Here is a 22507-nt window from a genome sequence, read left to right as displayed (position 1 = left end):
GTCAGTCCTCGAGTTTCGTGTATTCGATGACGGTGACGCGGCCGTCCGCACCCAAGCCGCCTGCGCCGTCCGATGATCCGATGCCGTGGCCGCGGGCTCCGCCGCCGCCTCCTGGGCCCGATGGATAACCGCCATCGCCGCCTTTTCCGCCTACTGTTCCGGCGAGCTGCGTGCCGCCACCACCACCGCCGCCTCCGCCATTACCGCGGGCGACAGGGCTGAGTACTGCATCTTGGCCGTTGGATCCAGCGCGGGTGCCTCCCGTCGAACCACCTGCGCCCCCAGCTGCGAACGCGGAACTTCCGCCCTGGTCGCCACCCTCGGGAGGCTCTCCCGTATTGGGGTCCGAACCTTTGCCGCCATTGCCGCCCCGCTCGGTCGCAGAGTTCGACACCACCGCGCCCTCGACCGAGAGAACAGCGCCGACACCAGGTACCGACTGCACGTGATTACCGAACCGTGACACGCCACCCAACTGCGATGGAACCTCACCGCCCCCACCGATCACCACTTCCTCGGTGGCTCCGATGTCGTGTTCGATCGCCGCGAGCTCGAACCATTGGAAGCGGTAACCGCCACCCAACCCGCCGAGGCCACCGATACGAGGGGTGATCGTCGACCCCGACCTACCCGCATGCCCGCCGCCTTCGACAGCGACGCCCAATCGAATCAGTCCCGGTGGTTTCGTCCAGATACTGTTGAACGCGTACGTCCGGACAGTGACCGCGCCGCCCTCCAGTAGTTCGACACGGTTCGTGAGGTCCGTCAAATCCTCGGTGATTTCACCGGCCTGCGTGACCTGCTCGTCCAACACCGCGTTGAAGTTCGCGATCCACTCCGCGATACCGGCGAACAGTGACCCGAACCCGCCCTGCGCGACACCGAAACCGCTGATGGCTTTCGTCCGAATGCCGTCACGGATCGTCTCTTCGGACTGGGTTTGCGCATCGCGGACGGTGCCTTCGACGTAGGCGTTCGACGGCTTCGGTCCGACAGGGAACGTCATGTCAGCCCCATCCAGTCGGGATACTCGAGCACCTTCTTGCTCTTCCGCCCGCCCCGAAGTTCCGCTGCCAGAACGCGCTTCCGCTCGGCGTCATCCTGGCCAAGAAGGTACCCGATAACCACTGCGGGACCATGAGCAGCGGGATCGAATTCCTTACCCACGACGCGAGCAACTGACGGACCCGGCTCCTGTACGTCAGGGATTACCCCCGGCACACCCATGTTTCGCAGTTGCTCGACATGCTTGATGTTCTGCTCCACAGTGAACTGCGACATGTCCGCCACCGTTATCGGACCGGGGTCTGGGGTGTCCATGTCCACCCACTGTGAGGTGTTGTTGAGGGTGTGCGCCTGCCCCGCCGGGGGTGGTTGCAGCTTTTTGACCTGACGCCGTACCTCTGCGAGCGACACCATGCCCGCATCGTCCGCAAGCTCTTCTAGTTCCGAGATGTGCGAATACCCGGCCTCCTGCACTCGGGTGGACAGATACGCGAGCGTGTCACCGTCTGGCGTCCAGTACGTGTCTCGACCGAACGGCATCGAAGCCACGAACATCCACTGGTGCCGCTTCTCCGGGTCCTCTTGCTCGAAGCACCATTGTTGTGTCGGTATCTGTGGCATCAGCCGAACCCCAAATCCTTTACGAGACTCATGATTTCCTGCACTCGTTCCCACATGTCAGCCACTGGGTCTATGCCCTGCCGCTGCCCGATCGTGATAGCCCATGACGCGGGCTTGTCCCGGTCGAACGACAGCGTCAGTTCCGACACTTGCTCGACGTAGACGACACCGGTGGGCATGCCGATGATGTTGAATCCGACTCGGTCGCCGAGGAAAAAATCACCGAGGCCGCGATCGCCGATCTTCCAAGGCGCTCCGTCCGTTACTTGCAATGTCGCGGAACGCACTTCGCGGGTTTTCCACATCTGCGCCCGCTGCGCCAACAGATAGCCGAGGGTGTACGCCTTGTCGGCGCCCTCGGCAAACTGTTCGTGGTAGTGCGCGCCACCCAATTCCCGTGCGCGGGCCGAGTTCTTGATCTTGCCGAACGCCAGGAACACATTCTCGTACAGCGGCCTGAGCAACGCGTCCGCAATTCCACCCAATGGCGGGACGAACGGAATCATCGCCGTCAGATCGCCGATCATCTGCACGGTCGCCGAGATAAGCTCGTTCACACCCGGCATCGAGGAACCACCGGCCACCGACCCGACTGCGGACGCCGGCTTCCACGTGTACTCGGACGATTCGATGCCGGACATCTCCGACTCCCAGAACACGCACCCCGGCATCGACGGGATGGTCCCTTGGAACTCCGGCACCAGGTATTGACCGGGGACGTTCGGGTCGTCGACCTGCTCCACCGTCTGAGTGATGCCGTTGCCGTGAATGTTCAGGAACTCGCGAATGAATCCCGACCACACGTTGCCCCGGAAGGCCGTGCCGTCCGCGAAGGACGATTTATCCACCAAGTCCCACACCAGCGCGCCAGGGCGAACGTCCGCACCCTCCCATGGGGGCGGGTCACCCAAGTGGGGGTAGTAGCGGCGGCACGTCCACATGAGTTGCGCATCCGCGACGATCTTCTTGGAGCAATCGTGGATAGTCTTGAACCGCGAGAACGCAATACAAGGAAGGGATGTGTCCTCACCAGAATTCGGAGCGACGACATTCCACCACGTCGACTGGTTCAGGTTGTTCCACTGTGACTTGTCCAGCGGATCATCCGGCAACACCCAGAGCGACGACTCCAGGCGCATGATGTTGACGAACAGCGTCGTCTTCAGCGCCCACTGCGACCGGCCGTAGAGAACCCACACCTTGGGGAACTGGACCTCCGGCGGAAGGAACGGGTTCGCGTAGGCGAGCATGTTTTTCAACTGCTCGTAGTCGTGCTTGAACTCCATACGAACAACACGCTGGTCCGCCGACTTGACGATCTTCAGTTGGTCGAGCTTGCCGGTCCACCGAGCGCCGTCCTTCTCGATGCGGACGTGGATGTCTTTCGTGTCACGAGCATCGGCGTTCATCGCCCACTCGGACAGGTAATAATCGATCGGCATTTCGATCGTCGCCATGCCGGTCTCGTTCATCACATGCTGGGCGGAGCACGAGATGACCTGGCCGACAATGCCGACCGAGTTCTGATCCCCGTCGAACAGTTCGACTTCGGGCGGATAGATACGCCGTTCCGCCTCCTCCGCGAGCATCTTTTCGATGTCGCGGTGGAATGCGTCGTAGTCGACGAGGCTTGGCAAGGCAGCGGGCGCAGTCATGTCGTTCCCCTCACTGAAGACCCATCGGGCCCGACCAGGCGCGCTTCAAACGCAATTCCAACTTGACACCCGCTGGCGCAGACTTGATTGCGATCGGGAGAAGCGTGGGCTCGGTGTATCTCGGTATCGAATAGAGGAAGCGAATGCCGTTCATGCGCTTGCCGAAACTTTTATCCTTCGACTGGTAGCCGCCCATCATGGCGTCCGGCTGCGTGTCAATTCGCACGGGATAGCCAGGCAACGTCTCGGGCAGGACAATTCGCCGGTTTGCATCGACAGTGGCCGCGTCATAGGTGGCGCTGTTGAAACGTCGCGACCCCCAGGAGACATCGGGTAGTCGAGCGATCACAGAGTCAGGAACGATCCACATCGGCCATGCGGGCAGATCTGTGGGATTCGACACTTCGATCGTGCCTGTTTCCCATGACCCGTCCAGTGTGCTTTTAGTAGACGTCCACGACGCGATGAAATCTTCTTCCACCCAATCTGGATCGCCTGCCGTCGCGGTGACGACCAGGAGTCCGTACGACGCGAGGTTCGGGTCTCGCGTCGGTGTGAACGACGGTTGCTCCGACAGTCGAAACTTGAGGCTGCGCCTGGAGTTGTCGGTCTGCACCCACAGCGTTGCCTCATCATCGAACGAACCCAAGGCCTTACGGAACTCGGAGTGATTCTCTTCCCAGGACATGTCCGGCGTATTCTTGATGTGCACGCCGAACACGACGTCGCGTTGCAATTCGCGTTTGCCGGCATAGGTGGAACCACGCTGAAATGCGTGCGAGTTCCACAAGGTCTTTACCGGGGCGTCGAACAGTCCCGACATTTCCGGTGCCAGCCATACACCCCGGTCGCCTTTGCCTACGCCGCTGAGGGTGAACCATTCCCCGTTGACGCCTTCGAGCTCAATCAGAGTCGGCGAGGGCACGATTACCTACCTCCGAACGCCAGCGCGTTCTTCTTCTGCTCCAAAGTCCATTTACGGAAGGCCTCTTCGAGATTTGTCACGTGGAAATGCACCTCTCGCGGTTGGCCTGCACCGCCCTGATCGCTGGTTGGCGCCGTTGGAATGGCCGGCTGTTGCGACGGCGAGTTCGACCGGGCGTTATTGAAAGCAGCAGCCACGTCCTGACCTGCCTTGATGTAGCGGTTGTTCGTCAGGTCAAGCGGAGTCCCGGAGATGCCGAGGATTTCCGGCACTGCAGCCTTGGCGATCCCCGCAACATCGGAGCCGTATCTGGCCAGTCTGTTACGCAGGTATTCGTTGGGGTCGACGACACCGCCGTTCGCGAAACCCTGAATCATCGCCTGCTTGACGCCGTTGATGCCGCCCTTCTTCGCGACGGCGTTCATACCGTGGACGTAGTTGGAGCCGACGGCACGCGTCCACTCCGGTCGCATGATTGCTTCTCCGCCGCCAACGGCGATGACACCGGTATCCCGACCTGGCGTGTAGCCGGGATAGATTCCGCCGCCTGCGTAGCCATGGCCGTGGCCGATAACGTCGAGCAGGCTCGGCCCGAACTTCTGCTCGCCGTAGCGGACCATTGCGTTCGTCATCGCCCATGGATCGCGGCGATTGTCAGGCAACCGAGGATCGCGGTACGCCTGCCACGTCGTCGGAATCATCTGGCCGAGACCGACACCGGCAGCTTCACCGGTGCCGTTGACGTCGACGATCTGCTGCGCGATGTTCGGGTCGCCACCGGACTCGGTATCGATCTGTCGAACCCAGGCGTCGATCTTCGCGGGCATCGGTTCGTAGCCCTGGTTGATGTAGGCGTCGACCATCATCTGGCGCCACTGCTCAGCGCCGGCACCCGCCACGAACGACGAGGCTGGCGTCTTCGCGTCCTTCTCGTCGGCCTTGCCGCGGACGAACGCGATCGCCGAATCAGCCATGCGGTCGTAGATTCCGCGTGCAGTCTGCCCCCACGGCGCCCCACCGAAGTCGGGGATGTTGTTCCCGATCGCCCGCACTGGCTTCTCGAACAGATCCGCAACCTTGTCTCGGGCGAAGCTGACGACGCTGCTGATCGCGCCGCCGATCACGGACATGATCGACCCGCCGGACGGTTCACCGAGTGCTTGCTTGACTGCCCAGTGCACGTGGTTCCGGTGCTCGGACATCGTGCCGCCGCCGTAGAATCCCATGCCGTCGCCGACGAACCCGCCGCCGCCGATGTTGCGGTCGAACGGTGAGTGGATCAGCTCGATCGTGTCGGGTGCATAGTTGTCCGCGATGAACCCGGCGAGGGCCTTCATCTCCGGCGTGCCTGCGTCGCCGCCGTTGCTGAAGTCGGCAGCCATCCCCTTGGAGTGGTAGCCGTTGTCGGTGTAGCGCAGACCCGACGTCAGTTGCATGCCAGGGAATTTCGAGTCCACGATGCGCTTCATCGAGTCGACGATTCCGCCGTCGGCGTAGTAGCCGAGGAACTTCTTCACGCCACCGACGCCACCACTACGCGCGGCACCGTTCGCGGCATCGACGTAATTCGAACCGACCGCACGCGTCCACTCGGGACGCATGATCGCTTCCCCGCCGCCGACCGCGATCACACCGGTGTCGCGACCCGGGGTGTAACCCGGATAGATGCCGCCGGTTGCGAATCCCTCGATGGGCGAAAGCTTCTTATCGTCGAGTCCGATGAACCCGGCGATAGCGTTCCACGCGGGAACGATGCCGCTGTTGTAGATCGTGTTCACCATGAACTCGATCGGCTTGCGGACGATGTCGCGGATGCGGTCCCACGTGATCTGGATGGCGTCGACGATCTGCCCGAAGAAGTCACCGACTCCTTGCAGCCCTGACTTCAGTGCGTCGAAAGCGGGACGGATGATGTTGTCCCACACCCAGGAGATGCCGTTACCGAGCGCATCCCATGCTGGCTTGATGACGCTGTTCCATACCCAACCGAAGAAGTCACCGATGGCACCGAGGGCGGCCTTCAGTGCGTCGAAGGCGACCATGATGACGTTCTGCCAGTACCAGGCGATGCCGTCGCTGAGCGCCGTCCACGCGGGCTTGATGACCGAATTCCACACCCACGAGAAGAAGTCACCGACTGCGCCGAGAGCTGTTTTCAGAGCCTCGAAAACCGGCTTGATGATCGACTCCCACGCGAAGGAGATCGCAGTCTGGATGCCCTCCCACGCTGCCTGCACGATGTTGCGGAAGGTCTCCGAGTTCTTGTAGGCGAGGATGATTCCGCCGACGAGCAGAGCGATCAGGCCGATGATGATGCCGATCGGGTTGGCGTTGAGCGCTGCATTCAGAAGCCACTGCCCGGCCGCCCACACCTTGGTCGCGGCCGCGAGAGTGGTACCGATGATGTTGTAGGCGGTCATCTGGATCGTGGCGAGCGTCCACGCCGCAGCCTGTCCGGCGAGGGAGATGCCGAGGGTGACGAGGGTCGGAAGCAGCGTCGCGGTGATGACGCCCGCGACGACGGCAAGCACGTCCTTGTGCTCGTTGAAGAACCCGATCAGTCCGTTGATCGCGTCGCCTACGTTGGCGATGATGTCGATTCCGAAGGTGAACGCATCCCAAAGGATCGGCAGGACGACCTGTGCGACGTTCAGTACGACGTCGGCGATGTCCTTCATGACCGGGACAATGGTGCCGATGAAGATGTCGTAGAGGTTGCGGGCGTGGATGCCGACCTGCTCGAAGAAACCAGCGAGACCGGACGACGTGACGTCGTCCCCGCCGTCGCGGAATGCTGCGACGAGCGCTGTGATGCCGCCGCCGATTTCGGTGAAGACGTTGTGCGCGATGATGCCAAGGCCTTCGAGGAACCCGGCGAAGCCTGAGCTCGTGATCTCGTCGCCGCCCTCGGTGAAGGTGGAGACGAATGCACGGATGCCGCCCTGCACCTCGGACAGCACGGGCCCAGCGATGGTGCCGATGGTTCCGAATACTGATTCGAGGGCGGGCAGGATGCCGCCGCCGACGAGGTCGGTCAGTCCGGTCATGATCGAGCGCTTGAAGGTCTCGATTCGCGTGGATGCGTTGTCGGCGAGGGTCGCGCCCATTTGGTCCGCTGCACCTGCGACGTCGCCCATAGCATCCGGCGCGCCCGCGAGGGAGTTGAGGAAGGCGGGGATCTGGTCGACCGACAGGTCTTCGAGCGGGGTGCCGAACAGAGCAATCGCGGTGTTCGCGCGAGTGGCCGGATCCTCGATCCCGAGGAGACCCTGCGCGGTCTTTTGAAGCGCGGCCTGAGCGCCATCGCCACCACCGGCTACGGCTTTCGACATCTCCTCCGCACTCAGGCCGATCGAGGCGTAGGCGTCCGACGATGCTTTCGACATGTCGGAACCACGGATGGTGAATTCCTTCAGCGCGTCGCCGGTCTTGTCCAGGACGAACTTGCCCTGCCCGGCAGCGCCGATAAGGAGATTGAACGCCTCTTCGCCCTCGAATCCGAGTGCGCGGAAGTTGGTTCCGTATTCCGACAAGATCTCCGGGAGCTCGCCGCGCATCGCGGCCGGTACCTTCTGGAACGACCGCGTGAGCATGTCGAAGCCCTGATCGGCAGAGTCCGCGAGACCGTTGCCAACTAGCTGGTTGACCAGCTGCACCTGCTCTGCGACGTCCGTGCCGTACACGGTCGAGAAGTCGAGTGCCTTCTTCGTTAGACGTTCGAGCGATCCGTCGTCGAGCTGCACACCGCCGACACCCTTGAGCGTGGATGCCACCGAATCGATTGCCGTCGTGACCTCGCCGAGGTTCTCGCCGTACGCCTGGGCGTACACCTTGCCCGCGATGGACCCGTAGGCCTTCGCCTGATCCGGCGTAGCACCGAGCCCGGCCGCGAGCTTGTCCGTCGTGACCTCGTTGGCCATGGCGTCCGATAGCGACTTGCCAATCGCGGCGCCCGCAGCGAGGCCGATGCCGGCGGCGCCGAGCAGCATCTTGCTGCCCATTGACGACGACATCGATTCGCCCATGCGGGAACCGGATCGGCCGGCTTCGTCCTCCGCCTCACCCAGACCCCGGCGCGTCACGTCTCCGACGTTGCGGAGTTCCGGGATCAGGGTGAAGTACCCAACTGCGAGCTCGACGGCAGTAGCCACTCTTCACCTCCGGTGGGTCGCTGTTGAGTTGTCAGTTCCAGCCGAGCAACGCGTCCAGCTCTTCCATTTCCATGGCTTCGCCGATGACTTCCTTGGCTTCGACTCCTGGTCGCGGGATTGGTTCGGGTTGATCCCGATGATGCTGCGCTGCTGTCGTTTTCGCCCACCGCAGCCAGCGCAGTGTGTCGACAGTTTCGGCCAACAGTTGCGCGTGCAGATCCCACACGACATCAGGATTGACGAGCGTCTTCAACGGTGAATCGTCAGGCGCGAACTTGAGAATGATCTTCGCCGCGACCCACGGCAGTGCATCTGTGCCGAGTTGCTCCGGGCGCTTGTCGAACCGGAGCAACTCGTAATAGGCAGCCTCCCCGTACTCCTCCGAATCGAGGAATTCGAGAAGGGCGTTCATTCCCCCAGATCGATGCCCGAATGCTTGAACCACCCGCGCTGGAAGTCTTGAAACTCCTCGGTTTCCATGTCATCGACGATGTCCAGAGTCGGATCGTCGTCCAGTTCCTTCTCGACGTCCCGATCGCTGATCTCGACATCTTTCTCGCCGGCTGCCTCGCGGGCTGCGACGAGCTCGGATCGTTTGCTGTCCATCTCGGCCTGGCGACGGTTGTCCAGGACGGTCTCGAGGATGGTGAAGAATTGGTCGGCCTGATCGAGCTTGCGGATCTTGCGCATCACTCCAGGCTTGACCGACTTGAACGGTGGAAGAACAATCTTCGTTCCGTCCTCGGTCGTGAACTCGAAATCTCCGAGAGCTTCCGGAGGGGTGCTCGGGGTGGCCTTCTTACGGGGGGAGCTGGCAGACATTGGGGCCTCTTCCGGTGGGGGTGTTCGGCAGACATTCGTGGAGCCCGGTGAGGTGGGGGTCTGCCGGAAACCCACCCCACCGGGGATCGTGACTAGACGGTGGTGAACTTGCCGTCGTCGTAGTAGCGGTAGACCTTGATGCCTGCCGCATCCTTGTAGCAATCCAGCGTCACAGTGAAGCCTTGGAGGTCGGACGCTACGAACGGCAGTTCCTCGACGGCAGTGAGCTGCCCGTTGGGAACGACGAGGCGCTGCTTCTTCGCGCCGGTGACCATGTCGAAGCCCCACGAGTTGAACGGCAAGTCGCTGCCGTCCTCAGTGACGACGATCTTCGTGCCAGCGGTCGACGTTGCGGGGGTGACCGTGACGTTGTTGGGGCCGAACACCTGGCGAAGGACATCCGGGTCGTAGACGGCGAGCAGGGTGAAGGAGAACTTGCTCGAGTGCCCGGACTGGAGGTTGGCGATGACGTCGCCCGCCCAGTCGCGCTTCTCCTCGTTCGAGCGTTCGCCGCCGGGCTGGACACCGTCTTCGCCGACGTAACCGAGCTTGACGAACGCTGCTGCAAACGTTGCTGCGGTGTCGACCGGGAGGACCGATCCGGTGGGTGCGACGAGGATGCCTCCGGTTGCCTTCGGCTTACCGGATCCGATCGTTGCTACAGAGTTTCCGGCCATGGTCAGTCCGCCTTTCGGGTGCGTGCGGTGGGCTTGTCCGAACCGAGGGGTTCGATGGGTTGGGGTGGGTCGACCGGCGACGCGGTATCAGCGGGCGCGGGGTCGGCTGGTTGTGTGGACGTCTCGGGAGCGGGTTCGCCGGACAGTGACTTCCATCCGGCGTCGACCCACTCGGAGACCTTCTCGGCGGGTGCGTCGAACACGATGCGCTCGACTTCGGGGTGCTGAATCAGGGCCATTACTGTGCCTCGCAGACGGTGAAGAGTTGGAGGGTGAATTGGTATCGGGGTAGGCCGGTGTCGGGATCCGGGAAGTGCACGACTCCGCTGCTGTCGCCGACGTCGTCGACCCACACAGGTTTCGTCCCGATCCATGTCCCGTCGGTGGCGAGCACGATGGCTTCCACGAGACGGCCCAACTCCGATGCCGCGACGGTGTCGAGATCCCAGCATTCGAACAGCAGCACAGGGGAATCCGTGATGAGGTTGCGTCTGGGTCCGCCGACACGCTGCGTTCGTACGAAGCGTGTCGGTCGCGGGTCTTGAATAACTGTCGATGCCGTCGCGGCATCGTTTCGTGCTGCCAGTTGCGCATTCAGGTGGGAGACAATCGCTGCCTCCGCGTCAGGCGCGACGACGAGTTCGGTCATCGAGTCTTGTTCGCTTGCTTGATGATCGTGTTGTTACCGGCGTTGTCGCGGATTGCCTTGGCGTTGGTCGTGATGACCGTCGCGCGTGCGCGGGTGCGGCCCTGAGAAACGCGGGAGACGTAGCCGTCGTCGACGTCGGCGGATGCGTTGCAGTCCTTGGCGATGTCGTCGGTGAGGTGCTTCATGGCGTCGGTCACCTTCGGGGCTTTCCGCGTCGCGCGGTAGCCGGCCATCTTGTAGACGATGCGACCCATCAGGCACTCACCCTCTTCAGGTTCGCCACGAGACCGGGTCGGAATCCGAACGGTCCGTGATTGAAGTCGGCGGGATCGCCCTGCATCTCGTACTTGCGCCCGTCGACTGTGACGCGGTCGTGCGCGGTCGCGGTGAACGACTCCGGCACGAGCAGTTCGAGATCGTGCACCACGCGGTTCGTTTGGCCTGCCGCTGTCGATTCGCTCGACGCCGGCGCGGACCATCCGTAAACAGGCGCGTCGATCGGTGGCGCATAGGTGCGCGTGACGTTGTTGTGCTCGTTCCGCGGCCCGTCGACCGCTTTCTCGACCTGCACCGTGAACAGCAGTGGGATGTCGATCGAGACGTTCACAGCGTGTCCTCGGTGACGATGCCGAGAGGGATCACCACGGCGGTCGGTGCGAGATCGATGCTGTACGCGGCGCGGGTCTTCTTGCCGCACAGCTTCCGCAGCTCGGTCAGCTCCGACGGCCAGAACATGGACTTGCGCGTTTGGCGTGTGTCGTAGGTGACCGACTTGCTGTATGGTCCCGCGCCGACGGACTCCGATACCGCGGCGCCGGAACCGGATTCGTGCCATCGGAGAATCGCTCCCCTGATGATGGCTTTCGCGGCTTCGGTGTGCGGGAAATCGGCAGCTTTGATACAGGGCGCGGTGATCGCGGCCATCGCTATCGCATCGACGATCATGATCTCGGCGAGCTCGTCGCTTATGCCTGGTGCGAACAGTTGCACCTCGGTCGCGGTGAGTTCCACCGGCCCGGACATGTATCAGTCCTCGTTCGGGGCGGTGGTCGTCTTGCGGGTCCGGGTGCGCTTACGCGGGGCGGGAGACTCGTCGGACACCGGAGCGTCGGACGAGTCGGCCCATCCCTGCGCGCGGAACAGGGCCTCGACCGCACCATCGCATTCGATGATCGTCCCGAGGTCGGGGTGCGTCAGTCGTGCCATGGCGAGCCTCCTGCTACGCGGTGTTGTCGGTGTACTTGACGAAGGCCGCGGCGTCGTTGACCAGGAGGCCGTACTCGGCCTCCGCCAAGATGGCAACGAGGTTGTTCTCCCAGAGGGAGGTCAGCGCTCCATTGATGGTGACTGTCGCTTCGGTGGAGACGCGGTAGCTGATGCCGCTCGTTACGCCGTAGACAACCTGGCTCCAGTCGCCGCCGTAGCCGACAACTCCGCCGGTGTTCGGGGTGCCAGTGACGATGGGGGTAGAGAGGTTGTCGCCGATGAATGCTTGGCGGCCAATCAGTCGGCCGGCGGTCGGCGCGTTGATCGGTGCGGTCTCAGTCAGGGGTGTGTCCACGAAGAGCGGACGGCCGTTGTTGTCGACGGCGCTGAGGAACGTGGGCTCGACGACGCGGTCGAACGCGAAACCTGTGAGCTTCTTCTTGTCGGTGGCGAGGAGCTTCAGACCTGCAACGATGTCGCCGTAGACGCCGCCATTGGCCTTCGAGGTAGTGCCGAGCTCAACAGACTTCGTGGTCGCGTCGATGTTCTGTCCGGCGCCGAACGGGCTGTTGGTTCCGTGCAGCGCGGCAGTGTCGAATGCGACCGCGAACGCTTCGGCGATGTCAGCGCGCAACAGCTCCATGTAGTTGCCGGGATTGGCGCGCACGGTCTCTGCCGATACGACGGAAATGGCGGCGAGCTTCTTCGGCTGCATCGTCTTGAATGCGATGGCAGAGCTGGTGGTCGGCTTCTGGCCGCCCTCTGCCACCCACGATGCGGTTGCCTTGGTTGTCGCTACCGGAATCTCGACACCGTTGGCACCGAGCGGGACCTGGCGTGCAAGCTGCATGACGGAGCTGGTCTTGCGGGCGAGCTCGAAGTACGGCTGCGCCTGGTCGGGCTTGATGAACCCGGCAAAATCGGTGGTCTTGGTAGCACTGGTCTGTGCCATCGTTTCCTACTTTCGGTTGTGGTCTGTCACTGAATGCCGAGCTTCGCTTTCAGGGCGTCTTCGAGTGCGTTCGAGTTGAGCGGTGTTGCACCGCTTCCCGTGCCTTCGCCGGGGATGGTGAGGGCGTCTCGGGTCTGCTGGCGCTGCTCCGCCTGCACTCGTCCTGCGAGCCGTTCGGCTTGCTTGGTGAGGGTGTCCTCGTCCGTCGCGGTGAGGAACAGTTCGGCGTCTTCGTCCGAGATGCCATGCTTGCTGGCGATGCGGTAGCGCAGCGATTCTGCGATTGCCTTGTCGGCGTCCTCGCGGGCCTGCTTCGCTTCCGCTTTCGCTCGATCGACGTCCGACAGCGTTGCGTTCTTGAGGTTCTGGAGTTCGGCGTTGGCCGTCTTCAGCGCCTTCTCGGCAGCGTTGCGCGCCTTGCGTTCTGCGTCCAGTGCCTTCTTCCCGCCGTCGCCGAGTTGCTGCTCGTTCGGTGTGGTCTGGGTGGTGGTGTCGGTGTTCTGACTGGACGCGTCGGTCGACGTCGTGTCGGTGGTGCCGGCGTCTGTCGACGTGGTTGCGCTGCTGTCGGTGTCGGACATGGTTCCTCCATCGCGGTGGATAATGGACCCCTGCCGTCGCGACAGAGGTAACCCCGGGAGCCGGGGAAGAATGTGGCTACTGCTGTTCGGCAGCGCGCATCCGGGCGAGGATGGCCTTCGTGCCTCCGCCGCCGCGGGATGCTTCGATGTACTCCTCGTCCCACTGCTGGACGTAGGACGGTGGTTCGTAGTTGGTGCCGGGTCGGACGGCGACGGCGATGCATTTGCAGTTGTCGTGGAATCGATCTCCCGACTTCTGATTGCCGCGTACCCGTACACCACCAGCTTGGCCGCCGCGCTTCCTTCGGCCGTCGGCGCGCATGTTCGTCGAGACATCCTTGCCGCGCCCAGCAACCCGGGTGGCTGCCTCCTTGGACCCGTACACAGCGCCGCGCGTGGCAAGCAGTCGACAGAACTCGCATGCCGTCTTCGAGGCGTAGCGGGCGTACTGCACATCGCCCTCGCGCGCCGCGTTGTCCAGGACCGTCTGCCGAGACGCGTTGAACACTCGACGCTTCGCCATACCGGACAGCAGTGACAGCGGTGACGTGTCGTTGCCTGGCGTGAACAGTGGACTGAGAGCCCATCTCGTCGACGCTGCAACGGCTTCGGTCGCGGACACTTCGGCAGGCTTGGCGATGAACCGTGATCGTGGTGCGAGATCCTCGTACCACGATGCTGTGAGTTCACCGGCCGCCGTCTCGTACGGGATCAGAATGTCCGGTACCGCCTGCAGAAGTGCGTCTCGCAGTTCAATCGGGTCGCCTCCCGCGTCGTACAGCGATCGCCATACGAGCGCGAGATCGTTGACCGTCAGCGTCGTCAGTTCACCGAGCCCCAACTGCAGCGCGCGGGAATCGTCGAGCAACGTCAACGATTGCCCGCTCGGAACGTCGGGGCCACACCGTCACCGGTGCCGGATCGGAAAGTCGTCGGCGCGGTGTCAGTCGGTGGTGTTGCTGGCCTGCCTTGCGCCGCCAGGTCGGCCACCTCGACGTTCGTCCGTGCAGCATCGGCCGCAGACGGCAGCCGGTCGAGGAGACCCGACACCTTATTGCGTCGCTTCTCAGCGAGCAGTCGTTCGATCGTGGTGCGGTCGTATCCGAGGGACTCGAGCGCGACCTCGGTCTCACCGATCCACGGCATCGCTGCGATCTGCTTCGACATCGCATCGGCGGCCTGAGACTTCGACGGCGTGTTCGGGTCACGCCACTTCGCACGCAGTCTGCGCAACTCCGCAGGCACTTCGTCGAGTCCGTCGCGCAGCTGCACCGCGGTGCGCATCGCGCGCGCCCACCCGACGCCGAACACGTTGTCGGCGAACTCCGCTTCGAGAACGATGTCCTTCGTTGCCGCGTCCATCGCATCGGCGCTCGACGGGTTGTCCTGAATAACACCGAGAGATCCGATCGGAATGCTGGTCTCCCCCGCGAACAGTGTTGCCCACATCCGTAGTTGCTCCGAGTGGGGCTGCATGCTGATCTGCGGGAACTGGCCGACCTCAGGCTTGAAGTTCGCGTCCGCGCCTTCGTCCTCGTCCGGTGGATCCAGTGCGAGCATGCGCCCGATCAGGGCTGCCCAGCCGTTCGTGCCGAAAGCTTCCTGCGGAATGTTCAGGGCGTAACGCTGCGGGGCTGTGAAGAACTCCGCGCCGATCTCCGACCGCACGACAGTGCGCAGCGCAGAGTCTGTGTGAGACATGACTGCACGCGAGATCCGCGACGCCCCAAACGGCCTCCCGAGTCGTGGCTGATAGACCAGCGGCTCAACCGGAACTCGCCCCAGGCTGTGCTTACGCGCCTCGGCTTTCCACACTCCACCCGGACTCTTGGTCATTGTGATGACCTTGTCCGGCAGGTACATGATCATGTAGTTCGGATCGGCCGTGTTCTCGTCGACGTCGACGATCGACAAGGCGGAACTCAGTGCGCGGGCCCGCTTGCTGTAGATGCCTGTGCCAGTCATCGCGTCTCGCGCTGTCACAAGCACTTCAGGCTCGCCCGAGGCGACATCACCTAGCGTCGTCGCGATGAACACCACGGAATGGATGAGAGCTGAGGTGTGCGCCTGGTGGCTCTCGATGTCGAGGTAGTTGTCTTCCCACAGTTCGGGAATGCCGAAGTCGGCGACGTCGGACTCGGGCAGCACGAAGTCGTCGAGGTTGCATCGGCGCGCGAGCTGATCGACGGCCTTCGCTGGCCACCCGAGAACAGCCTCGAAGTTCCGCAGGTTCGGCGGTGTCGAGATGCCGAGATCCTTCAACAGGTACTTGCTGTCGTAGTACGTCGCCCGCAGCTTGTTGCGCGGCATCTTCGCGGCGAGTTGGTTCAGCAGTTTGTCGAGGGTGTTCTGGTCGGTGTGGTCGAGACCGGGGATCTGCAGCATCAGTTCATGACCCCCATTCTGCGAACTCGCTTTTCACGTTTCTTGCCGATGCCCTGCGCCACTGCGTCGAGCCGGGCCTTCCATGCCATGACGCCGGCGTAGGCCGCGTCGATCTTGTCCGGTGAATCCGGGTACGCCTTGTGGATCAAGTAGCCCGTGCGCGTCGGGCGTCGGCGCGCATTCAGGATGTGCCGGGTGAGAGCCGCAGATCCGTCGTGTGTGAGCTCGCGGTCAGCGATCGCCTGCCGCATCCGCTCGACGTATTCACCGACCATGGTGGTTTTGCCGCGCGGCCACGCCGAGATCGGATTTGCTTGGCTCGCCTTCACCCTGAGACGTCGGCTGTACTTCGCTTCCCATCGAGCGATGTGCTCAGTCCAACCGGAGGGATCTGCGTAGAACCCGACGACCTTGTACGTCTCGAACGCGCGACGCACATATTCGTTGACCTCGACAGGATTCGGCGCCCAGTTCTTGCCGTCGGCGCCATCGGGCTGCTCCCACACCTTGACCTCGAACATGTGGCCGTCCTCGACGCGGCACCCGATCAACGCTGTCGCGTCGGCCTTGCCGCGCGCGCGGCCCTTCGATCCGTCGAAGCCGAGAACCACGACGTCACCCTCGTCGATGACCTTGTCGAGATCCATGCTTGCGAGCAGTTCAGGCTGTGAGACCCACGAGTCGGACGCGTGTGTGATCTGGTTCAGGAAGTCCGACCGGGACATCTGCACGTCCTGCGCTGGATCCCAGATCGTCGCGATGAGTGGATCGAGGTCGACGTGCCCGGGATCGCACGGCGGATCGTGGATCACGCAGCCGTCGGGGTGCGCCGACGAATCACCGTAGGAGACACGCAGACCGTCGAGCAGTCCGATGTACTCCTCCTCGTCGAGGTCGAAGTGAACGGGCGTCTCGCGCTCTTCCAGGCTGGTTTCCGGTGGTGCCTCGCGGTGGTCGTACAGCAGACCCTCGTCCTTCGCGCGGCCCTCACGGATCGACGCAGCGAACGCAGCCGACGATTCGGCGACCGAGTTCTCACCCGGCGTGTACGCGTTCGGCGACTCCAACGTCCGGCCGCCGATCTTCGCAGCGTTCGACCGCATGACACCGGCGAGCTTCACACCGCCGTTCGACGGCACCCACTCCTCGGTCTGGTCGAGCACCGAGAACACTGGCTTCGCGCCCTTGATCGTCCGAGCCGACGCGGTGCGCTGAAGGATCTGCCCCTTCGGCAAGTTCACCATCGTGTCGAGCGGCTCGATACCCGGATACTCGTCGAGCACCGGACCTTCGCGGAGCATCTCGAGCAACGGATCCCACGTGTTCTTCGTCTGCTCCTCCGACACCGCGGCGATGTGCACGTTCGGGGTCCGCACGTACGACCACGGTTTCCCGACCGGCTGCCCGTCCGCGTCCCACCCATCCGGGTAGATCGGCGCCAGCGCTTCGAGACAGGCGAGCGCTGCGAGGATCGGTGACTTCCCCCAACCACGCGGCCGACCGAGAAGGCCTCTGCGGTAGCAGAACAATCCGGTGCCAGGATCGATGGCGTACCACTTCAGGATGAAATCTTCCTGCTCGCGGTACGGGACGAACGGCTCGTAGTCCCGACGGTCAGGCGCCGCGAGGTACGCAGTGATCCAGTCGATCGCGTCGTACCCCAGCGTCGGAATCTCCCCAGGCTCCGACGGCTTCCACGGCACTAGACAGCTTTCAGCGGACCGCGTCGGGCGCGGCTTGAACCAGCACCGGGTTCCTTAACTCGCTCTTCAGCCTGAGTAGCCATTGCGAACTGAATACGCAGGCGCGCACGGTCTTCGGGGGTCGCTCCAAATTTTGCGACGCGCAACCTGAGCTCCCCCGCCAGCTTGAACTCGCCCGACCAAAAACGAGCATGCAGCAGTGCCGTATCGAGAAGCTCCGACCAATCGGTCGCCGTGAACTCATCGGACAGAGGCGAATCCCGCCACATTCCCCACCATGTCTTGGTGATCTCAGGCCATGCAAATCGGCGCTTCTTCCCATCCTCGTCCGGGAAGTACAGAACCGGGAGGTTCGGCTGGCGAGTCGGCTCGGCGGTTATAACCCGCATCCCGGCGGCGCGCGCCTTTGCCGCGCCATGCCCAGCAAGTTTGGATGCATCCTTAGGTGCAGAACCACGTCCAGCCATCAGGTCACCTCCTCGCGAAGTGATTGCAAGACATCGCGTCTCATTCGATCTGCATGCGGAACTCGAAAACCCCAGAGTCAGGCTGAACCGGAGCGACTATGCCGACCGTAGAAGCTCAGCCCCTGGGGGGAGGGGCATATGCCCAGGTCGGAGTCCTGCGGGCGTTTCCGCTGGTCAGGGCTGCTTGCGGGCGTACTCGTTGAGCCGTTGGTGGTCGATGAGTGCTTGCGCTGTAGCGATAGTCAGGTCGTGACGTTCGAGGTCTCCCTCTGTCACATCGTTGTAGAGCTCGACTTCGTGGTCTCGGAATGCGATGACACCGGCCGCGCCCGATGCTTCCTTGACTGCGTCGGCCATCGAGTCGTCCCACTCTTCGTCGGGTCCGAACCTGTCGAGGATGACGACGAATGGTGTCTTCGCTGTCGGGCCAACGATGACGGTGGGGAGTTCGAGCGTTCGCATGCGCATGGTCGGCAGACCTTTCGCTATCGGAGTCCGGGGTGTTTGTCTCGTGCTGGTTGGTAGCGTCCGCGTGCTCGGTATCGTTGTCGGCCGCGTGCTGCTTCCATCTGTGTCTTGTCGTCGGAGCATGGTTGGCATGCGGCCTGTCCATTGCTCACGTCGTACTGTGCGTCGGGGTGTTCGGCGACGTTGCGTATGTGGTCGGCGATTGTGGCTCTGCCGATGCAGCGTGGCCCTTGGATGCGGCATGTGTAACTGTCCTTAGAGAGAACAGCTCTCGCCCATGCCTTGTGCTCTTTGGTGCTGGTGCGTGTGTGCCCGTTGGCCCATGCCATCAGAACCTCGCGGGTCTGGGTATGCGTTCGAGTAGGTCATTCATGCGGCGCGTGTAGGTCGCTTCGGCTGCCTTCTCGCCGTTGGCTCTGGCGCTGAGCATCAGTCGGTACGTGTTGGTGATCCGCTGCGCGAGGCTTGGTGTGGCCATCAGCGATGTGCCGTGTATCGGAAGATGATGCGGGCGATGTTGTAGATCAGCCAGTCGATCATATTCATGATCATGCGCACCTCTACCCGGACAGCACTGAAGCCCCCCACGTTGGAGGGCTTCAGTGATTGCGATTGGGGGGTGGTCGTGTCGGTGGTTCGTGCTACACACCGATCGCCCACACGCAGTGTATCAGCTGACCTCGGACATGCGTTGTGACCGAGCAGCTTCTCGGGCGCGTCGGATAGCCAATACGTCGCCGAGTCGATACACGTATCCCTTGACGCCAGCGATCTCTTGGAACGCGAGAGCGTTGTCCTTGTAGCGTTTCCGGTCGGTCCATGAGTGGATGGTGTCCGCCTTCAGTGGCTTCTCCCCTAGCTGCGGCATGATGTTCTGCAGTTCGCGTGCGGTGAGGAGCATGTCATAGGACTGGTCGATTGCCTGCTGGTCGGGCTCCTTGCAGATCTCGTCGGGCGGTAGGTCGATGGCGTCGGTGCATGCCTTCAGTGCGTTGCGTAGTTGGGTGGGTGCGTGTTCGCTGTTCTCGGTCATGGCGAATGCGATGAGGTTCTGGTTGAGCCAGCGCGCGAGGGACAGGACGGGTTCTTCGGTCCAGCCTTCCGGGATGCGGCGCTCGTTAGCTTGGAGTGGTCCGATGAAGTGCTGCCAGTGTGTGTATCCGGGTGGGAGTGTGGGGGCGTAGATGAGGCCTCGGTACATGCAGGCGTTGGCGCAGTAGCCGGCGAGGAGTGTGCGGAGTCGGTCGGCTTGCAGCATGGCGTCGACGTTGAGGGGCAGGGGCATCTCGACGCGTTCGACGGATGAGCGCCCGCCTGGCATGGGGCGAGAGATGACGTCGCGGCGAGTGATGGTGACAGCGAGATCGGCGACGATGCGGGGTATTTGGCGGAGCATTCCGATGACGTGCTTCTGGCCTAGGCGGTCGAGGTAGAGGTGATCGGTGTTGGTCATGGGCCCTCCGTGTTCATGCTTGCTCGCTGTGGTTCTCGTAGGAATCCGTCGCGGGATAGGCGGCTGGTGATGACTTCGGCGATGTATCCGTTGCCGAGGTTGGCTCGCGAGTCGACGGTGTAGCTGTCGAGTTCGTTCTCGATGGCGTGTTCCACGGCGTCCAGCAGTTCCCGGTCTGAATCTGTACTCACGGCTTCTCATTGGTGTCGGAGATGGCCTGTCGGCGACGGTCGAGAACTTCGGGGATGTTGCCGTATCCGGTCCACGGCCATCTCGCTTCTTCTTTGGTCAGGCCGATGAATTCGTCGAGGCTTTGTGCGCTGTCGCTTTCATGCCAGCGGTCGATCCAGTCGTCGAGGTCGTTTGCGTCAGCGTCACCGGCGAGGCAGGCATCGATGAATGTCTGCGAGGTTGACGCAGGTTCGGGGCTTTCCGTGCATCGACATGGCCACCAAGGCAGCGCTATTACCGCTGCGGGCGAACCGGAGTACGGCAACGACAGCACGAGAGTGTGACGATCATGTTCGTCGCTGCCGATGTAGATGGGCCGTCGCGGCGTCCAGCTACCTGCTCGGTAGAACCAGATCCACTTCCGCTGCGACGCGAGCCGCTGCAGGGCATCCACCCGGCGTGCTCTCAGCAGCAGGTCGGAGGCGAAGAGGCGCAGCTGATCCGCGTCATGCCATTCACGCTCTCCACCGACGAAGTCCACGCTGAATCCTGTGAACTTGGGTGTCTTCGGGATCTTCACGGACTCGTAGCCCTCCCTGTGGCGGTAGCCGAGGGACATGAGCCAGTGCGCGATGCCGCCCACTGCGACGCAGAGGACGAGGAAAGCAATTCGGTGGATCGGGCTCTGGGCCTGCCAATCGTCAGTCGAGTCCGATGCGATGATTCCGCCGAAGATGATCCAGATCAGTGCCGCCGCTGTGCGATAGCCGAACTGAATCACGGCTTGAGTCAGTGTCATTTCCGCCTCTTTCGTGGTCGTCGTTTGTGTCCGATGTGCCACCCGTTGCAGTTGGTGCAGTGGTAGGCGGTTACGGGGCCGAACCGGTCTCTGAATTCGTTCTTCTTCGCGCCTTTCTCGGTGTCGTAGCGCTTCTTTCCAACGCACCCCCAGGGATTCCCGGGCTTAGTCTTGACTTTCTTGATCGGCATCTCATCCGCCGATACGAGCCTGGTAGCCGCGCCATGGCAGCGTCGCGATGTGCAGCGGCCCTGTGCGGTTCTTTTCGATGCGCATCTCGACGTCACCGGTGATCTGGCGGTCGTCGACGGTCGGGTGGTGCAGCAGGATGACGACGTCGGCGTCCTGTTCGAGCGACCCCGATTCGCGGAGATCCGAGAGTGCGGGTGGGCGCTTGTCCTTGGCGTTGCCGCGGTTGAGCTGGCAGGCAGTAAGGACTGCGACGTCAAGTTCACGCGACATAGTTTTGAGCGCCCAGGAGATCTCGGAGATTTGTTCCTGTCGACTCACTTTCGACGATGTCGCCTTGAGCAGCTGCAGGTAGTCGACGGCGATGAAGTCGAGGCCTCCGGAGCGTTTCATCGCGATCGCGTCGGCGCGGATCTTGTCGACGGTGATCGAGGGCTGATCGGAGATCCACAGCGGCATGTCGACGGCGTCGGAGGCGTACGCGGCGATGCGAGCGCGGTTGAAGTCGTCGAGGCTGCGTCGGGTGATCTGCCCGTACTCTGCTCGAGCACCGGCGGCGAGGATGCGGGACATGACCTCTGTGCGGCCCATCTCGATCGAGAACAGTGCGCCGCGGTATCCCTGCCCGGACGCGTAGAGCGCGAAGTTGGTTAGACCGATGGACTTTCCATGTCCGGGCCTTGCTGCGATCAGGTATGAGCGTTGCGGTTGCAGCCCGCCGGCGAGGGCGTCGTCGATCTCCGGCCACGGCGTCGGCATCGAGCGGACCTTCTCGGCGGGTGCGTCGACCCACTCCCACCAGTCGTCGAGGCCGTCGCCGAACTTCTTCAGGGCGGTGTCGCGCAGTGATGGCGCCGCGACGATGTCGAGTGCCTTGCGGGCGCGGCCGACAATGCTGGCGACGTGGCTGGATTCGGCGGACTCGTCGGCGAGCTGGCGCAGGATGGCGGCGAGCTTGGCGTTGTCGAAGTCGTGGGTCTCACGGAACTCGGCCAAGGTGTGTCCGCGAACGATGTGATCGGTCGCGTCCTTGCCTGCGATGGGTTCGACGACGCGGACGTTGGCGACGGCGCCTAGGAGTTCCATCAGCTTCCGTGCGCGCTTGGCGCCGGGTTCGTCCATGTCGCGCACGATGATGACGGTTTTGCCGTGCAGGGGCGTCATGTCGAACAGGTGGACGCTGCCTGCACCGCCCGCCGTCGTGGTGGCGACGACGCCCTCGGATTCGAGCATGTGGACGTCGCTCTCGCCTTCGCAGAACCACACCGTCGACGATTCCCGTAGTCGGTCGGCGCGGTAAAGCTGGTCGCCTTTCGTGTTGCCGTACTGCGAGAATTTTTTGTCGGTGCTGCGCCGTACGATCCTCCCGTCTGGGTAGGTGTGGGTCGAACCCTTAGGGGAGTCGAATAAATCGCTCTGCGTGAGCCTGAGGGCGTCGAGAACCTGTTCTGTCGGATCGGAGTGGCAGTAGATGATCGTCCGGTCGACTCCGTTGTGCTTGAACGACACCGACCTGTCGGCCGATGAATGACCGGGGGCTTGCGCCGCAGCCTTGCCGTGGCCGAGATCCTGAACGATCAGGCCCTCGTCACGGAAGGCGTCGACGACGCGCTCGAAACTGATCACCT

26 protein-coding genes are annotated in these 22507 nt (G+C 62.9%); all 26 read right to left on the bottom strand.

Annotated features, from left to right (window positions below):
* Position 1: 1 nt before the first annotated feature.
* Positions 2 to 1006, bottom strand: a complete 1005-nt coding sequence (locus tag BH95_RS20490) for a glycine-rich domain-containing protein (RefSeq protein ID WP_037183842.1) — start codon at positions 1004 to 1006, stop codon at positions 2 to 4.
* A complete protein-coding gene (locus tag BH95_RS27870; RefSeq protein ID WP_052060118.1) occupies positions 1003 to 1626 on the bottom strand; it encodes a phage gene 29 protein family protein in 624 nt (207 codons plus the stop codon). The genes BH95_RS20490 and BH95_RS27870 overlap by 4 nt, the downstream gene beginning before the upstream one ends.
* On the bottom strand, positions 1626 to 3281 hold the full coding sequence (locus tag BH95_RS20480) for a Gp37-like protein (RefSeq protein ID WP_037183841.1): 1656 nt from the start codon (positions 3279 to 3281) through the stop codon (positions 1626 to 1628). Before BH95_RS20480 ends, BH95_RS27870 begins: the two co-directional genes overlap by 1 nt.
* Positions 3282 to 3291: 10 nt before the next feature.
* Entirely contained in the window at positions 3292 to 4206 is a 915-nt protein-coding gene (locus tag BH95_RS20475) for a hypothetical protein (RefSeq protein WP_037183838.1), read from the bottom strand.
* A 2-nt stretch (positions 4207 to 4208) separates the two neighbouring features.
* On the bottom strand, positions 4209 to 8357 hold the full coding sequence (locus tag BH95_RS27865) for a hypothetical protein (RefSeq protein WP_052060117.1): 4149 nt from the start codon (positions 8355 to 8357) through the stop codon (positions 4209 to 4211).
* Between the two features lie 31 nt (positions 8358 to 8388).
* Positions 8389 to 8769 (bottom strand): DUF5361 domain-containing protein, encoded by a 381-nt coding sequence (locus tag BH95_RS20465; protein ID WP_037183836.1) that lies wholly within the window; start codon positions 8767 to 8769, stop codon positions 8389 to 8391.
* A complete protein-coding gene (locus BH95_RS20460; protein ID WP_037183833.1) occupies positions 8766 to 9179 on the bottom strand; it encodes a hypothetical protein in 414 nt (137 codons plus the stop codon). The genes BH95_RS20465 and BH95_RS20460 overlap by 4 nt, the downstream gene beginning before the upstream one ends.
* A gap of 92 nt (positions 9180 to 9271) precedes the next feature.
* On the bottom strand, positions 9272 to 9856 hold the full coding sequence (locus tag BH95_RS20455) for a phage tail tube protein (protein WP_037183831.1): 585 nt from the start codon (positions 9854 to 9856) through the stop codon (positions 9272 to 9274).
* A gap of 2 nt (positions 9857 to 9858) precedes the next feature.
* Positions 9859 to 10095: a hypothetical protein gene (locus BH95_RS20450; RefSeq protein WP_037183830.1), complete on the bottom strand. Its 237-nt coding sequence runs from the start codon at positions 10093 to 10095 to the stop codon at positions 9859 to 9861.
* Positions 10095 to 10505, bottom strand: a complete 411-nt coding sequence (locus BH95_RS27860) for a hypothetical protein (RefSeq protein ID WP_052060116.1) — start codon at positions 10503 to 10505, stop codon at positions 10095 to 10097. Before BH95_RS27860 ends, BH95_RS20450 begins: the two co-directional genes overlap by 1 nt.
* Complete coding sequence (locus BH95_RS20440) at positions 10502 to 10759, bottom strand: hypothetical protein (protein ID WP_037183829.1); 258 nt, start codon at positions 10757 to 10759, stop codon at positions 10502 to 10504. Before BH95_RS20440 ends, BH95_RS27860 begins: the two co-directional genes overlap by 4 nt.
* Positions 10759 to 11112: a hypothetical protein gene (locus tag BH95_RS20435; RefSeq protein ID WP_037183828.1), complete on the bottom strand. Its 354-nt coding sequence runs from the start codon at positions 11110 to 11112 to the stop codon at positions 10759 to 10761. Before BH95_RS20435 ends, BH95_RS20440 begins: the two co-directional genes overlap by 1 nt.
* Positions 11109 to 11528 (bottom strand): hypothetical protein, encoded by a 420-nt coding sequence (locus BH95_RS20430; RefSeq protein ID WP_157773123.1) that lies wholly within the window; start codon positions 11526 to 11528, stop codon positions 11109 to 11111. Before BH95_RS20430 ends, BH95_RS20435 begins: the two co-directional genes overlap by 4 nt.
* A 3-nt stretch (positions 11529 to 11531) precedes the next feature.
* A complete protein-coding gene (locus BH95_RS20425) occupies positions 11532 to 11711 on the bottom strand; it encodes a hypothetical protein (RefSeq protein ID WP_037183826.1) in 180 nt (59 codons plus the stop codon).
* A 13-nt stretch (positions 11712 to 11724) separates the two neighbouring features.
* Positions 11725 to 12663, bottom strand: coding sequence for a phage major capsid protein (locus tag BH95_RS20420; protein WP_037183823.1), 939 nt, complete (start codon positions 12661 to 12663; stop codon positions 11725 to 11727).
* 26 nt (positions 12664 to 12689) lie between these two features.
* The gene (locus BH95_RS20415; RefSeq protein ID WP_037183822.1) at positions 12690 to 13244 is read right to left on the bottom strand and encodes a hypothetical protein; all 555 of its coding nucleotides are present in this window, start codon (positions 13242 to 13244) and stop codon (positions 12690 to 12692) included.
* Between the two features lie 76 nt (positions 13245 to 13320).
* Entirely contained in the window at positions 13321 to 14118 is a 798-nt protein-coding gene (locus tag BH95_RS20410; RefSeq protein ID WP_157773121.1) for a VG15 protein, read from the bottom strand.
* The gene (locus BH95_RS20405; RefSeq protein ID WP_052060113.1) at positions 14115 to 15629 is read right to left on the bottom strand and encodes a phage portal protein; all 1515 of its coding nucleotides are present in this window, start codon (positions 15627 to 15629) and stop codon (positions 14115 to 14117) included. Before BH95_RS20405 ends, BH95_RS20410 begins: the two co-directional genes overlap by 4 nt.
* A complete protein-coding gene (locus tag BH95_RS20400) occupies positions 15629 to 17332 on the bottom strand; it encodes a hypothetical protein (protein WP_037183818.1) in 1704 nt (567 codons plus the stop codon). The genes BH95_RS20405 and BH95_RS20400 overlap by 1 nt, the downstream gene beginning before the upstream one ends.
* A complete protein-coding gene (locus BH95_RS29110) occupies positions 17332 to 17799 on the bottom strand; it encodes a phage terminase small subunit (RefSeq protein WP_037183815.1) in 468 nt (155 codons plus the stop codon). The genes BH95_RS20400 and BH95_RS29110 overlap by 1 nt, the downstream gene beginning before the upstream one ends.
* A 174-nt stretch (positions 17800 to 17973) precedes the next feature.
* Complete coding sequence (locus BH95_RS20390; protein WP_157773119.1) at positions 17974 to 18267, bottom strand: hypothetical protein; 294 nt, start codon at positions 18265 to 18267, stop codon at positions 17974 to 17976.
* Positions 18268 to 18595: 328 nt separating this feature from the next.
* Positions 18596 to 18745 carry a hypothetical protein gene (locus tag BH95_RS28795; protein WP_157773117.1) on the bottom strand — a complete coding sequence of 50 codons (150 nt, stop codon included), beginning with the start codon at positions 18743 to 18745 and terminating at the stop codon, positions 18596 to 18598.
* A 192-nt stretch (positions 18746 to 18937) separates the two neighbouring features.
* On the bottom strand, positions 18938 to 19720 hold the full coding sequence (locus tag BH95_RS20375) for a hypothetical protein (protein WP_037183804.1): 783 nt from the start codon (positions 19718 to 19720) through the stop codon (positions 18938 to 18940).
* Positions 19717 to 19911 (bottom strand): hypothetical protein, encoded by a 195-nt coding sequence (locus BH95_RS20370; protein ID WP_037183803.1) that lies wholly within the window; start codon positions 19909 to 19911, stop codon positions 19717 to 19719. The genes BH95_RS20375 and BH95_RS20370 overlap by 4 nt, the downstream gene beginning before the upstream one ends.
* The gene (locus BH95_RS20365) at positions 19908 to 20690 is read right to left on the bottom strand and encodes a hypothetical protein (RefSeq protein WP_037183801.1); all 783 of its coding nucleotides are present in this window, start codon (positions 20688 to 20690) and stop codon (positions 19908 to 19910) included. The genes BH95_RS20370 and BH95_RS20365 overlap by 4 nt, the downstream gene beginning before the upstream one ends.
* A 192-nt stretch (positions 20691 to 20882) precedes the next feature.
* Entirely contained in the window at positions 20883 to 22505 is a 1623-nt protein-coding gene (locus BH95_RS27855) for a DnaB-like helicase C-terminal domain-containing protein (RefSeq protein WP_052060112.1), read from the bottom strand.
* Positions 22506 to 22507: the final 2 nt, after the last annotated feature.

It is taken from the genome of Rhodococcoides fascians A44A, assembly GCF_000760735.1.
In the GTDB taxonomy this organism is placed as follows: domain Bacteria; phylum Actinomycetota; class Actinomycetes; order Mycobacteriales; family Mycobacteriaceae; genus Rhodococcoides; species Rhodococcoides fascians_E.
Note: the sequence above shows the minus strand (reverse complement) of the source record. Positions and strands in the feature narration are given on the sequence as shown.

Excerpts from the sequence above, each read along its gene's own strand:
- BH95_RS20490 (WP_037183842.1), bottom strand. The coding sequence starts at position 1,006 with ATGACGTTCCCTGTCGGACCGAAGCCGTCGAACGCCTACGTCGAAGGC.
- BH95_RS27870 (WP_052060118.1), bottom strand. The coding sequence starts at position 1,626 with ATGCCACAGATACCGACACAACAATGGTGCTTCGAGCAAGAGGACCCG.
- BH95_RS20480 (WP_037183841.1), bottom strand. The coding sequence starts at position 3,281 with ATGACTGCGCCCGCTGCCTTGCCAAGCCTCGTCGACTACGACGCATTC.
- BH95_RS20465 (WP_037183836.1), bottom strand. The coding sequence starts at position 8,769 with ATGAACGCCCTTCTCGAATTCCTCGATTCGGAGGAGTACGGGGAGGCT.
- BH95_RS20460 (WP_037183833.1), bottom strand. The coding sequence starts at position 9,179 with ATGTCTGCCAGCTCCCCCCGTAAGAAGGCCACCCCGAGCACCCCTCCG.
- BH95_RS20455 (WP_037183831.1), bottom strand. The coding sequence starts at position 9,856 with ATGGCCGGAAACTCTGTAGCAACGATCGGATCCGGTAAGCCGAAGGCA.
- BH95_RS20450 (WP_037183830.1), bottom strand. The coding sequence starts at position 10,095 with ATGGCCCTGATTCAGCACCCCGAAGTCGAGCGCATCGTGTTCGACGCA.
- BH95_RS27860 (WP_052060116.1), bottom strand. The coding sequence starts at position 10,505 with ATGACCGAACTCGTCGTCGCGCCTGACGCGGAGGCAGCGATTGTCTCC.
- BH95_RS20440 (WP_037183829.1), bottom strand. The coding sequence starts at position 10,759 with ATGGGTCGCATCGTCTACAAGATGGCCGGCTACCGCGCGACGCGGAAA.
- BH95_RS20430 (WP_157773123.1), bottom strand. The coding sequence starts at position 11,528 with ATGTCCGGGCCGGTGGAACTCACCGCGACCGAGGTGCAACTGTTCGCA.
- BH95_RS20425 (WP_037183826.1), bottom strand. The coding sequence starts at position 11,711 with ATGGCACGACTGACGCACCCCGACCTCGGGACGATCATCGAATGCGAT.
- BH95_RS20420 (WP_037183823.1), bottom strand. The coding sequence starts at position 12,663 with ATGGCACAGACCAGTGCTACCAAGACCACCGATTTTGCCGGGTTCATC.
- BH95_RS20415 (WP_037183822.1), bottom strand. The coding sequence starts at position 13,244 with ATGTCCGACACCGACAGCAGCGCAACCACGTCGACAGACGCCGGCACC.
- BH95_RS20405 (WP_052060113.1), bottom strand. The coding sequence starts at position 15,629 with ATGCTGCAGATCCCCGGTCTCGACCACACCGACCAGAACACCCTCGAC.
- BH95_RS29110 (WP_037183815.1), bottom strand. The coding sequence starts at position 17,799 with ATGGCTGGACGTGGTTCTGCACCTAAGGATGCATCCAAACTTGCTGGG.
- BH95_RS20390 (WP_157773119.1), bottom strand. The coding sequence starts at position 18,267 with ATGCGCATGCGAACGCTCGAACTCCCCACCGTCATCGTTGGCCCGACA.
- BH95_RS28795 (WP_157773117.1), bottom strand. The coding sequence starts at position 18,745 with ATGGCCACACCAAGCCTCGCGCAGCGGATCACCAACACGTACCGACTG.
- BH95_RS20375 (WP_037183804.1), bottom strand. The coding sequence starts at position 19,720 with ATGACCAACACCGATCACCTCTACCTCGACCGCCTAGGCCAGAAGCAC.
- BH95_RS20365 (WP_037183801.1), bottom strand. The coding sequence starts at position 20,690 with ATGACACTGACTCAAGCCGTGATTCAGTTCGGCTATCGCACAGCGGCG.